We start from the raw sequence: 13,268 nt of genomic DNA, 5'->3' as shown, positions 1-13,268 counted from the left end.
TCAGTCGGAGCCGCAGGCCGCGGGTCGCGCCTGGCGCAGGTTGGGGCAGCAGCCCGGCTCGCAGATGCTGGGACGCGGCTCCGAGCCCGGCCAGGTCGGCCGCTCGACGTCCTCGCCCCGGGCCTCCGCGGCGCGCTCGACAGCCAGGTCGACCAGGCCCATGACGAACTCCGTGTCGGTGCCGACGGTCGGGACCCGCAGCAGCCGCATACCCAGCTCCTCGGCCGTCTCCATCGCCTCGGTGTCCAGGTCGAAGACGACCTCCATGTGGTCGGACACGAACCCGATCGGGGCGAGCACCACGTGCTCCACCCCACGGGCGGACAGCTCGCGCAGGTGGTCGTTGACGTCCGGGACCAGCCACGGCTGGCTCGGCGGGCCGGAGCGGGAGCAGTAGGTGAGGTCCCACTCCAGCGTGGTGCCGAGGGTGGCGGAGGCCTCCTCCGCGACCGCCGCGGCCAGCTGGTGGTGCTGCCGGGCGTACAGGTTGCCCTCGCCGTCCCCGGGGCCGGAGGTGTCGTCCATGGCCACGGGCAGGGAGTGCGTCACGAAGACGAGGTGTGGCGTGGCGCCCCCGTCGAGGACCTGCCGGGCGCCCTCGGTCACGATCCGGGCGTTGGCGCGGGAGAAGCCGGGGTGGTTCCAGTACTGCCGGACCTTGTCCACGTGCAGGGTGCGACCTTCGCCGACCAGCGTGTCCAGGGAGGCGGCGATGTCCTCGCGGTACTGCCGGCAGGAGGAGTAGCAGGAGTAGGCGCTGGTGGTGATCGAGAGCACCTGCGTCATCCCCTCCTCGTGGGCCTGGCGCAGGGTGTCGGTGAGGAAGGGCTCGGAGTTGCGGTTGCCGAAGAGCACCGGGACCGGCAGCCCGCGACGGTCCAGCTCGGCGCGCAGCTCCTCGATCAGGGCGCGGTTCTGGTCGTTGATCGGGCTCTTGCCGCCGAAGTGCTGGTAGTGCTCGGCGACGTCGGCCAGGCGCTCGTCGGGGATGCCCCGGCCGGCGGTGACCCGACGCAGGAAGGGCATCACCTCCTCGGGGCCCTCCGGGCCACCGAAGCTGGTCAGGACGATCGCCTGGTAGGGGTAGAGGTCGTTGCGTCCGCCCTCCTGCAGCGACTCCTCCAGCTCCGCGATGACCTCGTCGTCCGCGGCCCGCACCGCCTCCATGGGGCCGTCCGCCGGGGCTGCGCCGGGGTCGCTGGCGGCGGACCCGCGCGAGTCGGACGGGTCCGGCTCGACGGGGTCGGTGGTGGGCTGGCTCATGCTTCCTCCAGGGGTCGGGACGGTGCGTGGGACTGGGCCTCCACGGCCTGCCCAGCGTAGACGCTCAGGATCCGGGCGGCGCGCCCTCCTCGTGCCGTCTGGGCCCGGATGGCAGAGTGGTCGACCATGCAGCAACTCCAGTTCGTCGAGCTCGACGAGGGTGGCCGCCTGGTCGTCGCCACCGAGGACGGCACCCGGTATGCCGTGCCCGTCGACGACCGGCTGCGCGCCGCCCTCCGCCCGCGCCCTGCGTCCCCTTCCGACCGCGAGAACCCCAGGGTGAGCCTGCGCGCGGTGCAGTCGATGATCCGGGCCGGGCAGAGCGCCGAGGAGGTGGCGTCCGCGACCGGCTGGGAGGTCGAGCGGGTCCGCCGCTACGAGGGACCGGTGCTGGCCGAGCGGGAGCACGCCATCGGGCTGGCGCAGCGGGCGCCCGTCCGGGCCCAAGGCCGCACCGACGGCTCGCACACGCTGGGCGCCCGGGTGCAGGAGCGGCTGGAGGGCCGTGACGTCGACCCCGGAGAGGTCACGTGGGACGCGGCCCGGACCTCGACGCACGGCCCCTGGACCGTCCAGGTCATCTTCACCGCCGGCGGCCGCGAGCGCCGCGGGGCCTGGCACTACGACGTCCAGACCCGCGCCCTGGAGGCGCTGGACGACGAGGCCCGGTGGCTCAGCGAGGACGAGCAGGCGCTGCCCGGCGGGCTGGCGGGTCACCCCCTGCTGGGTTCCGGGCACGCCGAGGACGAGGTCGCGGCGGACCTGATGGCGACCATGCGCGAGCGCCGCCAGCGCCGCAGCCGCCGGCCGTCCCGCCGGACCGCCCCCGAGGCCGTCGGCGACCCGGGCCAGCCGGTCGGTCACGTCCCCGGGCAGCAGGCGATGCCTCCTGAGGTGCTGCCCCTGGAGGACCTGGCCTACGACCCGGACACCATGGGCGACCCGCCCGCGGCCCACCCCCGCGGCGCGGCCCCGGAGTCGCCGGACCCGCCGGAGCCCGAGGAGGTCGCGGAGCCCGAGGAGGTCGCGGTCCTGGCGGAGGGTGAGGACGGGTCCTATGCCCGCCTGCGGGACCCGGGCGAGGTGTCCTTCGACGAGTTCTTCGACCTCGACGGGTCGGACGGGTCGGACGAGGACGAGCTGGACGAGGACGAGACCGACGTGCACCCCCCGATCGTCGCGGAGGCCCCGAGCGAGGATGCAGAGCCGGCTCCCGGCCTGGGCGATGAGCCGGACGAGGGCGACGCCGAGACCGACGAGATCGACGCGGACGACGCCGGGACCGACGAGATCGACGCCGACGACGCGGACGACGTCGGGACGGACCAGGCCGACGATGCGGCCGGTGCGAAGGCCGGGCCGGCAGAGCCGACACCCCGGCAGAAGCCGTCGGGCGGGCGCAAGGGCCGCCCCAGCGTGCCCAGCTGGGACGACATCATGTTCGGAGCCCGCGACCGGACCTGACGGCCAGGGTTCCCGACCCTTGCCCGGACCGCGCTCAGCGAGGCGGGACGGGGCAGAGATCCAGGTCGAACGGCAGGGTGTCGGGCGACAGCGCCGCGGCGCGTGCGGCTGCCGAGTGCATCCGGCGCATGTAGTGCCGGCGGCACAGCACCTCATACTCGACGACGGGCGCTGACGACGACACAGATGACTCTGGCTCCGGCTCGGCCTCGCCGCCGACGTCGCCGACGACCACCTGTTCGCCCTCCACGACCATGACACCGTCCACCACGCGGGCATTGACCGTCGCGGGACGGCCGCACCAGCACAGGGCACGCACCTGCAGCTGCTCGGTGCGGTCGGCCAGCTCGATCAGGCGGCGCGAGCCGGGGAAGAGCTCGGTGCGGAAGTCGGCGCTGATCCCGAAGGCGAAGACGTCGACCCCCATCTCGTCGACCAGCCGGGCCAGCTGCTCGACCTGGGCGGGCGTGTAGAACTGGGCCTCGTCGCAGATGAGGTAGTCCACCCGGTCGCCCTTGGTCACTTGCTCGACGACCAGCTCCCAGAAGTCGACGTCGTCGGTCACCTCCAGCGCGGCACGCCGCAGACCCAGCCGGGAGGAGACCACCGGCTGGCCGGAACGATCGTGCTGGGTGAACAGCAGGCCCCGGCGTCCCCGCGCCGCGTGGGTGTGGTCCATCTGCAGCGCGAGGGTCGACTTACCGCAGTCCATGGTCCCGGTGAAGAAGACGAGCTCGGCCACCCGGGCAGTCTACGGCGAGGCGGACCGGGCCCCGGCGTCAGCACGTCCTAGGCTGAGCCGATGTTCTGGAGCCCCCTGACCCGCAGGGTCGCCTTCTGGCTGACCTGGTGCACCGTGGTCATCGGGATCGGGCACCTGTTCCTGCACGTGGACCAGAAGGCCATCGAGGACCGCTTCGGTCTGCACTACACGCGCTGGCTCGACATGAACGCCGAGCAGTCCGTGGCGACGTGGTTCAACGTCGGTCTGCTGCAGCTCGCGGCCGCGCTGGCCGTGCTGGGCGCGATCGCGGTGGCGACCCGGAGGCAGCGGATCGCCTGGTCCGCGCTGGCGACCGCCATCTTCCTGCTGAGCCTGGACGAGAAGATCTCCATCCACGAGGCGCTGCCCAGCCTGCTGGGGATGGACCAGGGCGACCTGGTCACCCACGAGTGGCTCATCCCGGGGGTCGCGGTCGCGCTGACGGCCCTGCTCGTGCTGGTCCCGCTGCTGCGTCCGCTGCCTCGCCCGCTCGTCGTGGGCCTGCTCCTAGCCATGGTGGTCTACGGCTCCGGCGCGGTCGGGGTCGAGCTGGTCAGCGGCGCGGCGGTGCGCACCCTGGACATCGAGCACCCGCTGCGGCAGCTGATGCCGGTCTGGGAGTGGGTCGAGGAGAGCCTGGAGATGCTCGGCTGCATCCTGGCCATCACCGCCCTGCTCCGGCACCTGGAGCGGATGAGGGTGGTCGACGTGGCGCGCTGGCGGCAGCTGGGACGTCAGGCGAGGCGGCCCGTCAGGCCTGCCCCACGAGCAGCGGGATCGCTGTCTCGGCATCGGTGATCGACCCGTGGTGGCCGACCAGGGCCAGCACCTCTGGCCGCAGCAGCCGGGAGTCGAGCAGGGTGGCCCGGCCCAGCATGGCCACGACCACCTCGCCGATGCGCTCGGCATACCCCTCCCGCAGCGGCCCGAACCAGCCGGCGGCGACGGCCTCGTCGCGGGTGAGCACGACGGCCTGGTCCCCCAGCTCCTCGCGCCAGGTGGCGACGACATCGGCCACCGCGCCCGGCTCGCACCACGCCTGCGGCGCCCGCGGTTCCCCGGCCAGCAGCTGCACCCCCTCGGCGAGCACCGGCTCGTGGGCGAGGTCGCGGCGGTGCAGCTCGGGCGTGTCGAGCATGCCGTGGTCGGAGGTGACGACCACGACCGTCCCCTCCGGAGCGCGCTCGAGCAGCTCACCGACGAAGGCGTCGACGGCCTCGACCGCCTCCCCCCACTGCCACGAGTCGGGGCCGTGCACGTGCCCGGCCTTGTCGACCTCGTCCCAGTAGGCGTAGACGAGAGCGCGACCTCGGCGGCCGGCCGAGGCCAGCGCGTCGAGCACACCCTCGAGCCGCTCCTGGGATGTCTCTGCGCCGGTGAAGGCGCCACCACGCAGCGCGGCGCGGGTGAAGCCGGAGCCGGCGAACATCGCCCGTGACACGGTCGTCATCGTCACGTCCCTCCGCCCGGCCTCCTGCAGGAGCGTGGGCAGCGGCTGGTGGGATGCGGGATCGGGCCCGTGACGCCAGGCGAGGTGGTTGAACAGAGCACCGCGGAAGCAGGTCTGCCAACCGATGATCCCGTGCTGGCCCGCGGGCCGCCCGGTGCCCAGGCTGGTGAGGCTGGTGGCGGTGGTGGACGGAAACCCGCAGCGGAAGGTGCCCTCGACGGGTGTGTCGAGGTCGCGCAGCACGCGGGCGTGGCCGCTGCGCCGGCTCAGCTGCCGAGCGCCAAGGCCGTCGACGAGCACGACCACCACCCGGCGCGTCCCGGGCAGGGTCCAGGTAGGTCGGTCCACGCCGTCGGGCAGGCCTGCGCCCAGGGCGAGCAGGCTGGCCGGCAGGACCGACGCCAGCCCCTGCCCCGGGCCGGGGGCACGGTATGCCGACTCCCCCGCCGCGGGGGCGGTCACCGTCCCAGCCGGGCGGAGAGCTCCATCGCGAAAGCCAGGGCCTGCTCCAGCCGCTCCACGCCGTCGGTGTCGGCGGCCACCCGCAGGGAGATGTCGTCGCTGGCCACGGTGCCCTCGTAGCCGTGGTCGCCCTCGCATTCAGGGTCCTCGCACATCGCGGGGAGCAGGTCGACCCTGGAGACCGCACCCCAGCCCAGGGTCAGGGTGACCGCGCGGCCCTCGAGCCCACCGTCGAACTGCTCGGGGTCGGCCACCACGTGGGTGAGCATGACGCCGCGGACCTGGCGCAACGGCACCGTCTCGCTCGTGGCCGTGGCCATCCGCTGCCGCTCCGGACCCTCGTGGTCGTCGGCGTGCGCGATGACCAGGCGACGGTCGGTCAGCACCAGCACCGTGAGGTGGTTGCGTACCGCGAGCTCGTCGAAGGTGGTCTCGGCGTGCACCAGGTGGCTGACCACCTGGTCGCGGCCGACGGCGGTGAGCACGACGTCGTGGACGACGGCCGGGAGGTAGCCGGCCGCCTCGATGTCGGCGACGAGGCTGTCGGGCAGGGGGGACCTCAGGCGACGGACCATGCGCACCATGCTCTCAGACCCTGACCCCGGACCTTGACCTCAGACCACGCCGGTGGACAGCACCCGCCGCTCGGCGTCGCCACGGGTCGGCGCCGGGGCGACCGAGACCGCGGCCCCCAGCACCTCGATACCGTCCTGGTGGGCCATGACGGGGTTCAGCCGCAGGCTGGCCACCTCGGGGTGGTTGTCGGCGAGGACCGAGACACGGGCGATGAGGTCGCGCAGCGCCCGGTGGTCGACGGGCATGGCGCCGCGGTAGCCGTCCAGCATGGGTGCGGCCTTGATCGAGCCGACCATCTCGACGATGTCGACGTCGGTGAGCGGCGGGAACCGCTGGGCCTCGTCACCGAGCAGCTCGATCGGCAGCCCGGCGATCCCGAAGCCCACGACCGGGCCGAAGAGCGGGTCCTCGGAGGAGTTGATCTCCACGGTGACCCCGCCCGGTGCCATCTTCTGCATGGCGATCCCGTCGGCCCCCAGCGGCGCGAGCAGGGCGGCCAGGTCCCGGTATGCCGCACCGACCGCCTTGCGGTGGCGCAGCCCGGTCCGGACCCACCCCTGGCCCGGCTGGTGCTGGAGCAGCGGCGAGGTCGCCTTGAGCACGACGGTCCCGCCGAGCTCCTTGTACCTCTGCTCGGCCTCCTCGTCGGAGGACAGGGCGTGGACCGGCCAGACCTCGATCCCGTAGGCCGCCAGCAGCTCGGTCACCTCCTGCGTGGTCAGCTCGCTGCCGCGCGGGGACCGCTCCAGGGCCGCGTCGATGATCCGGTCGGCCGCCGCCCGGCTGATGCCGTCCGGCCGCACCGGCTCTCCCCGGTCACGGCGCAGCCACTCGGCATACCGGGTGGCTGCGGCGAGCGCCCGGATCCCGTCCTCGGGCATCGGGTAGCTGGGCACCCCCGTGCCCGGCTGCACGCCCCGCATCCCCAGGAAGGTGGCGACGCACGGCTTCTGGGTGCCGTCCACGGCTGCCGCCACCACCTGGACCACCTCGGGGTCGATCTCGGCGATCGGCGGGATGAAGCAGGCGATGACCGCGTCGACCCGGGGGTCGGCCACGGCGGCCTCGACGACCTCGCGGAAGTCCTCGATGACCGCCTCGGCCGGCACCGTCACCGGGCCGTGGGTGACCTTGAGGTCGCGGGCGGTGGCCGCGTCGGCCGCCAGCGAGCCGAGCGCGTCGTTGTTGGTGACGATCGCCACCCGGTCGCCCTGCGGCAGGGGCTGGTTGATGACCAGCTGGGCGACGTCGAAGAGCTGGTGGGCGTTGTCGACGCGGATGACGCCGGACTGGCGCAGCATCATCGCGAAGGTCTCCGGCGGTTCCTGGGTCAGCCGCACCCGGTGGCCGCGCGGGATGGCGGTGGTGCCGACGCCCTGCTTGACCACGATGACCGGCTTGGCGCGGGCCAGCTCGCGGGCGACCCGGGAGAACTTGCGCGGGTTGCCCATCGACTCCAGGTACAGGCCGACGGCGCTGGTGGCCTCGTCGTCCATCCAGTACTGCATGAGGTCGTTGCCGGAGATGTCCACCCGGTTGCCGGCCGAGGCGAAGGTGGAGATCCCCAGGCCCCGCCGACGCGCGGAGGCCAGCACCGCCACCCCCAGGCCGCCGGACTGAGCGAACAGGCCCAGCGTGCCCAGCGGCGGCACCTGGTCCGGTGGCGCGACCGAGGCGTTGAGCCGGGTCTGCGGGTCGTTGTTGATCAACCCGAAGCTGGTCGGTCCGAGCACCCGCATGCCGGCCCGGCGGGCGGTGACCAGCAGCTGGTGCTGCAGGGCCGCGCCGTCCGGTCCGGTCTCGGCGAACCCCTCGGAGGCCACCACCAGCGCCTTCACGCCGGCCGCGGCGCAGTCCTGGACGGCGGTGAGCACCTCGGCCGCAGGGACCGCGATCACCGCGAGGTCGACACCCCCCTCGATGTCCCGGACCGAGGCGTGGGTCGGATGACCCAGGATCAGGGTGCCGGGCTCGGCGCGGTTGTTCACCGCATACGTGGGGCCGGTGAAGCCGCCCTTGACCAGGTGCTCGAAGAAGGCGCGGCCGATGGTGTTCTCCCGGCGGCTGACGCCGACCACCGCGACCGAGGAGGGGTGCAGGACGGCCCGCATGGAGCGGGCCTCCGCGCGGTGCTCGCGCGACATGCGCACGCGGCGGGAGGCGTCGGTCGGCTCGATGTCGAAGGAGACCGCGATGACGCCGTCGTCGAACTCGTGGCTGACCTCGAAGCCGGCGTCGCGGAAGACGCCGATCATCTTGCGGTTCTGCGGCAGGACGTCCGCGATGAAGCGGGTCACGCCGGCCTCCCTGCCGATGTCGGCCAGGTGCTCCAGCAGGATCGAGCCGATCCCGCGGCCCTGGTGGTGGTCGGAGACGTTGAAGGCGACCTCGGCGACCGAGCCGCCCGGCTCGATCCGGTCATACCGCCCGATCCCGGCCAGCCGGTCCTTGATGAGGATCACCAACGCCACGCGGTCGCGGTAGTCCAGGTGGGTGAAGCGGTACACGTCCTTGTCGGACAGCCTTTTGATCGGGGCGAAGAAGCGCAGGTAGATCGACTCGGCGGACTGTCCGGCGTGGAACTCGTGCAGGGCGTCGGCGTCCGTGGGCAGGATGGGGCGGACGTGGGCGACCATCCCGTCGGTGAGGACGATGTCCGCCTCCCACTCCTGGGGATAACCGTGGGGCAGCTGTGCCTGATCGGTCATGGGCCCATCATGTCGGACCCCGTCGACGGGTCGCAGGGCGGTCCCCGCCCGCACCTCGGTGCCGCCGGGTCGGGCAGGATGCGCCGGTATGGAGCTTCGCGAGGTGGTCCGCCGGCGCCGGATGGTGCGTTCCTTCGACCCGGGACGGGAGGTCGGCAGGGAGGTCGTCGACCGCGTGCTGAAGCACGCGGTGCGCGCGCCGAGCGCCGGGTTCAGCCAGGGCTGGGACTTCGTGGTGCTCTCCACGGCAACGGACCGGGCGCGCTTCTGGGAGCGGACGAGCGACCCCGACTCCGAGCAGGACCGCTGGCTGCGCGGCGTCTCCTCGGCGCCGGTCCTGGTGCTGTGCTGCTCGGACCCGCAGGCCTACCTGTCCCGCTACGCCGAGCCGGACAAGGGCTGGGCCGACCGCGACGTGGCCCGGTGGCCGGTGCCGTACTGGGACGTCGACAACGGGATGGCCGCCATGCTCATGCTGCTCACCGCCGTGGACGAGGACCTGGGCGCGCTCTACTTCGGGGTGCCGCCGGAGCGCCAGGACACCGTCAAGGAGGCATTCGGGATCCCGCAGGACCGCCGGATCGTCGGCGTCGTCGCGCTCGGCCATCCGTCACCGACGCCGGGGGCCAGGGGGTCGGCCCGCACCCGCCGGCGGCGCCCCCTGTCCGAGGTGGCTCACCACGGCCGGTTCGGCACGCCGTGGGAGAGCCCGGACCTGGTCTGAGCCGCGTCCCGTTCGTCCCATCGTCCCTTCCGACCCATCGGCACCATCCTCCTCGCCCGCACCTCCGCAAGGTCACGAAGCGGTCACGATGCTGGGCATTGCGCAACGTCTGGGCCAAGGTGGACGTCAGGGGTGGTGAGGACGGCGCGCAGGGGGCGCCGTCCTCCACCATGTGCGGGCGAGAGTCAGACCGTGCCGACGCCTACCCCGTGCTGACGGGCCAGGAAGTCGTCCACCTCGGCCGCGGTCGGTGCGGTCGCCGGTCCTCGGCGGGTGACCTTGATCGCGCCCGCCGCGTTCGCCCGGCGGCACGCCTCGAGCCAGCCGAGGTCGGCGGCGACACCGGCGCAGAGCACCCCGGTGTGGGTGTCGCCCGCGCCGTTGGTGTCCACCGGGGTCTGCGGGTAGCCCGGGACGTGGGTCGTCTCCCCCGCCACGTGCACGAACGCACCGACCGGTCCGTCCCGCACGATGACGACCGCGCCCTCCGGCAGCCGCTGCGCCACCGCGGCGCAGGAGGCCTCGGCCTCGGACACCCCCGTCAGCTCCTGCGCCTCCTGGGCGTTGGAGGTCCACACGTGGGTGACCGCCAGCATCTGCTCGACCAGGGCCGGGTCGAACCCGGCAAAGGGTGCTCCGGGGTCCAGCACCACCAGCACCCCGTCCGACAACGACCCCAGCCACTCCAGGAGGGGGTCGCGCGTCGGGTCGTAGAGCGAGTACCCCGTCACGCAGACCAGGTCGCCCGGCACCGGCCGGCTCGTGGCCAGCGACCCCACGCTGATCCGGCGCTCCGCGGCCCGGGTGGTGACGAAGGAGCGCTCCGCCGACGGCTCGACCATGACCACGCAGACGCCGGTGTCCAGGTCCGGGACCGGCGGCGAGCTCACCTTCGCCCCGTCGCGGGCCAGCGTCTCGCGCACGAGGTCGCCGTTCGGGCCGGTCCCGACCGCGCCGGCCTGCACCGCGGCCGCGCCCTGCCGGGCCGCGGCGACCAGGATGGTGACCGAACCCCCGGCATACCGGGTCGCGCTGCGCGCGTTGACGTTGCCGCCGCGCAGCGGCAGGTGCGGCACCTCCACGACGAGGTCCACCATCGCCTGACCGGTGTGGATCACTCTGCGGCTCACGGGGGCCAGCCTGCCACGATGGGCCGATGACCAGCCCGACCAGCCTGACCTCGTCCACCGACGCGACCGCGCGCGTGCTCGCCCACCTCGACGACGCCCGCCCGTGGCTGGAGGACCTCTACCGCCACCTGCACGCGCACCCCGAGCTGTCCATGGCCGAGCACGCCACCGCCCAGCGGATCGTGGAGGAGGTGCGGGGTATGCCGGGCGGCGAGGACCTGGAGGTCCTGACCGGCATCGGTGGACCCAGCGTGTGCGTGGTGGTCCGCAACGGCGAGGGCCCGACGGTCCTGCTGCGGGCCGACACCGACGGCCTGCCGGTGGAGGAGGACACCGGGCTGGACTACGCGTCCCGGGTGCGGACCACCAACGCCGCCGGTGAGAGCGTCCCGGTGATGCACGCCTGCGGCCACGACACCCACGTCGCCACCCTGCTGGCCGCGCTGCGTCTGCTGCTGCTCGAGCGCGGGGCGTGGGCCGGGACCCTGGTCGGGGTCTTCCAGCCCGCGGAGGAGCAGTTCAACGGCGCGGAGGCGATGGTGGCCGACGGCCTGGTCCAGCGGCTGCCCCGCCCGGACGTGGCGCTGGGCCAGCACGTCCTCACCGGCGCCGCGGGCACGGTCATGGTCTCGCCCGGCCCGATCATGGCCAGCTGCGACGACTTCCGCATCGTGCTGCACGGCAAGGGCGCCCACGGCTCGTCCCCGGACCGGGGGATCGACCCGGTCGTGATGGCCGCCTCGCTGGTCATGCGTCTGCAGACCGTCGTCTCCCGCCAGATCTCGCCGCAGGCCACGGCCGTGGTCACCATCGGCCGGCTCCAGGCCGGCACGAAGACCAACATCATCCCCGACCACGCCGTGCTGGAGGGCACGCTGCGCACCTACGACGACGAGGTCGCCGCCGACTGCCTGCGGATCATCGAGCGTACGGTCCGCAGCGAGGCCGAGGCCTGGGGTGCGCCCGAGCCGGAGTTCGAGACGTTCGACCACCTGCCGGTCACCGACAACACCCCGGAGGCGACGGCGCGGGTGCGTGCTGCGCTCGCCGCCGAGCTCGGGGAGGAGCAGGTGCGTGAGTTCGAGCCGGAGATGGGGTCGGAGGACTTCTCCGAGCTGCCCAACGCGTGGGGCGTGCCCTACTGCTACTGGGGCTTCGGCGCCTTCGACGCCGAGGCCTGGTCCCGCGCCGAGGCCGCCGGCACGGAGGGCCAGGACTTCCCCTCCAACCACTCCCCCCGTTTCGCCCCCGTCCTGCAGCCGACCCTCGACACCGGGGTCCGGGCCATGGTGGCCGCCGCGATGTCGTGGGTGGGGCGGGGCTGACGACCTGCGGGCGGGACCGAGGGGCCCGGCTCAGCACCCCGCCGTCAGCCGGGTCGTGGCGGCGGCGAACCGCTCACAGTCCTCGGGGCAGGCCGATCCTGCGAGACCACGCCGTCATCCAGACCGCGCCGGCGAGGGCGAGTCCCCCGACGGCGAGGACCGCGGCCTGCGTGCTGGCCACCACGAGCAGCAGGGAGACCATGCCGGGACCGCCGAGGACGCCCACGTTGGAGAACAGCGCCCAGACGCCCAGGAACCTGCCCCGCCCGACCGGTGGACTGAGGTCGGCGCCGATGGTCATGTTGATGCCGGCCCCGAGCCCGTTGCCGACCGACATCACCATCACGGCCCCCACCACGCCCCACCAGCTGCCCGCGAGGGGCAGGACGAGGAAGCCGCTGCCGTAGACGAGGAGGCAGGCCACCAGGACCGGTGACCGGCCGAGGCGGTCCTTGAGGTAGCCCGCAGGGAACATCAGCAGGATCTCCACCGCGGCGCCGGTGGCGATGGCCAGGGAGATCTGGGCGGCGGTGAGGCCGATGTGGGTGCCCCAGAGCTGGATGAGGACGGCCTGGGCCACCCGCGCGACCGCGAGGGTGCTGATCGCCACCCCCGCGAGCACGACGGCGTCCCAGCGGACATCGAGACGGGCCCGGCCACCGCTCGACCCGCCCTGGGCGGCCGCCGCGTTCGCTCGTGCGGGCGCCGTGTTCGCTCGTGCGGGCGCCGCATACCGCCGGCCGTTGGCGTCGAAGCCCTCCTCGTGCCGTCCCCCCAGCCGCGGGGCGTACAGGATCGCGAGCGCCAGCAGGCTGCACACGACGGACAGCACGTAGACCGACCAGAGCGGCAGGGCGAGCAGGAGGAGACCACCGAGCAGCGGGCCGACCAGAGCCCCGATCCGCATGGTGCCGCCCAGGGCGGTCATCGCGCGGCCGACCTCCCGGGTGGGGACCCGTTCGGCGACATACGCCTGCCGGGCCAGCGACCACACGTTGACGGCCGGCGCGCGCAGGAAGGTGGAGGCCATGAAGAGGGCCAGCGCGCCGGGGCCGGCCCACACCAGCGAGGCCACCGTCACCGCGGTGACCGCCGCCGCCGCGGCGGTGGCCAGCAGCATCGCCCGACGGTCCCCCACCCGGTCGATGAGCATCCCGGCCGGCACGGTGGTGGCCAGGGAGATGCCGCCGACGATCGCCACGATGAGCGCGGCCAGGGCCTCCGAGGCGCCCAGGTCCATCGCCGCCAGCACGGAGACCGGCACCGTCGCGCCGGCCGCCACACCGAAGAGGACCGAGGGTGCCAGCACCGGCCAGAGCAGGCGACGGTACATGGGGCTCCTCGTCTGTCCGTGACCCTGTTGGTCGGTCGGTCGGTCGGTCTGTCTGTCTGTCTGTCTGTCG

Annotated in this window: 12 protein-coding genes; 4 read left to right on the top strand and 8 right to left on the bottom strand. The window is 73.5% G+C overall.

Annotated features, from left to right (window positions below):
* Both ESZ52_RS07170 and ESZ52_RS19870 read right to left on the bottom strand, forming a co-directional pair.
* Positions 1 to 1,263, bottom strand: a complete 1,263-nt coding sequence (locus ESZ52_RS07170) for a ferrochelatase (protein WP_131104331.1) — start codon at positions 1,261 to 1,263, stop codon at positions 1 to 3.
* Positions 1,260 to 1,391 carry a hypothetical protein gene (locus ESZ52_RS19870; RefSeq protein ID WP_272948407.1) on the bottom strand — a complete coding sequence of 44 codons (132 nt, stop codon included), beginning with the start codon at positions 1,389 to 1,391 and terminating at the stop codon, positions 1,260 to 1,262. The genes ESZ52_RS07170 and ESZ52_RS19870 overlap by 4 nt, the downstream gene beginning before the upstream one ends.
* Between ESZ52_RS19870 and sepH the strand changes: the two genes are divergently transcribed.
* Entirely contained in the window at positions 1,390 to 2,727 is a 1,338-nt protein-coding gene (gene sepH, locus ESZ52_RS07165) for a septation protein SepH (RefSeq protein ID WP_181009950.1), read from the top strand. The two genes, ESZ52_RS19870 and sepH, sit on opposite strands and share 2 nt — an antisense overlap.
* Before the next feature lie 34 nt (positions 2,728 to 2,761).
* On the opposite strand, the gene ESZ52_RS07160 is transcribed toward sepH, so the two are convergent.
* A complete protein-coding gene (locus tag ESZ52_RS07160) occupies positions 2,762 to 3,469 on the bottom strand; it encodes a thymidine kinase (protein ID WP_131104329.1) in 708 nt (235 codons plus the stop codon).
* A gap of 60 nt (positions 3,470 to 3,529) precedes the next feature.
* On the opposite strand from ESZ52_RS07160, the gene ESZ52_RS07155 reads away from it, so the two are divergent.
* Positions 3,530 to 4,288: a hypothetical protein gene (locus tag ESZ52_RS07155; protein WP_131104328.1), complete on the top strand. Its 759-nt coding sequence runs from the start codon at positions 3,530 to 3,532 to the stop codon at positions 4,286 to 4,288.
* Here ESZ52_RS07155 and ESZ52_RS07150 read toward each other — a convergent pair.
* From ESZ52_RS07150 to ESZ52_RS07140, 3 genes are read right to left on the bottom strand one after another with little or no spacing between them, the layout of a single operon-like run.
* Positions 4,242 to 5,402 (bottom strand): alkaline phosphatase family protein, encoded by a 1,161-nt coding sequence (locus ESZ52_RS07150; protein ID WP_131104327.1) that lies wholly within the window; start codon positions 5,400 to 5,402, stop codon positions 4,242 to 4,244. The genes ESZ52_RS07155 and ESZ52_RS07150 overlap by 47 nt on opposite strands.
* Complete coding sequence (locus ESZ52_RS07145) at positions 5,399 to 5,977, bottom strand: DUF5998 family protein (RefSeq protein WP_131104326.1); 579 nt, start codon at positions 5,975 to 5,977, stop codon at positions 5,399 to 5,401. Before ESZ52_RS07145 ends, ESZ52_RS07150 begins: the two co-directional genes overlap by 4 nt.
* 39 nt (positions 5,978 to 6,016) lie before the next feature.
* Positions 6,017 to 8,686 (bottom strand): bifunctional acetate--CoA ligase family protein/GNAT family N-acetyltransferase, encoded by a 2,670-nt coding sequence (locus ESZ52_RS07140; protein ID WP_131104325.1) that lies wholly within the window; start codon positions 8,684 to 8,686, stop codon positions 6,017 to 6,019.
* Positions 8,687 to 8,774: 88 nt separating this feature from the next.
* Between ESZ52_RS07140 and ESZ52_RS07135 the strand changes: the two genes are divergently transcribed.
* Entirely contained in the window at positions 8,775 to 9,410 is a 636-nt protein-coding gene (locus ESZ52_RS07135; protein WP_131104324.1) for a nitroreductase family protein, read from the top strand.
* A gap of 185 nt (positions 9,411 to 9,595) precedes the next feature.
* On the opposite strand, the gene ESZ52_RS07130 is transcribed toward ESZ52_RS07135, so the two are convergent.
* Positions 9,596 to 10,540 carry a PfkB family carbohydrate kinase gene (locus ESZ52_RS07130; protein ID WP_425600039.1) on the bottom strand — a complete coding sequence of 315 codons (945 nt, stop codon included), beginning with the start codon at positions 10,538 to 10,540 and terminating at the stop codon, positions 9,596 to 9,598.
* A 26-nt stretch (positions 10,541 to 10,566) separates the two neighbouring features.
* On the opposite strand from ESZ52_RS07130, the gene ESZ52_RS07125 reads away from it, so the two are divergent.
* Entirely contained in the window at positions 10,567 to 11,865 is a 1,299-nt protein-coding gene (locus tag ESZ52_RS07125) for an amidohydrolase (RefSeq protein WP_131104322.1), read from the top strand.
* A 73-nt stretch (positions 11,866 to 11,938) separates the two neighbouring features.
* Here ESZ52_RS07125 and ESZ52_RS07120 read toward each other — a convergent pair whose 3' ends face one another.
* A complete protein-coding gene (locus ESZ52_RS07120; RefSeq protein WP_131104321.1) occupies positions 11,939 to 13,198 on the bottom strand; it encodes an MFS transporter in 1,260 nt (419 codons plus the stop codon).
* Between the last annotated feature and the right edge of the window lie 70 nt (positions 13,199 to 13,268).

Origin of the sequence: Ornithinimicrobium sufpigmenti, assembly GCF_004322775.1 — a bacterium.
GTDB classification, from domain to species: Bacteria; Actinomycetota; Actinomycetes; order Actinomycetales; family Dermatophilaceae; genus Ornithinicoccus; species Ornithinicoccus sufpigmenti.
The sequence above is the reverse complement of the archived record's forward strand: the minus strand, read 5'-3'. Positions and strand labels throughout refer to the sequence as shown.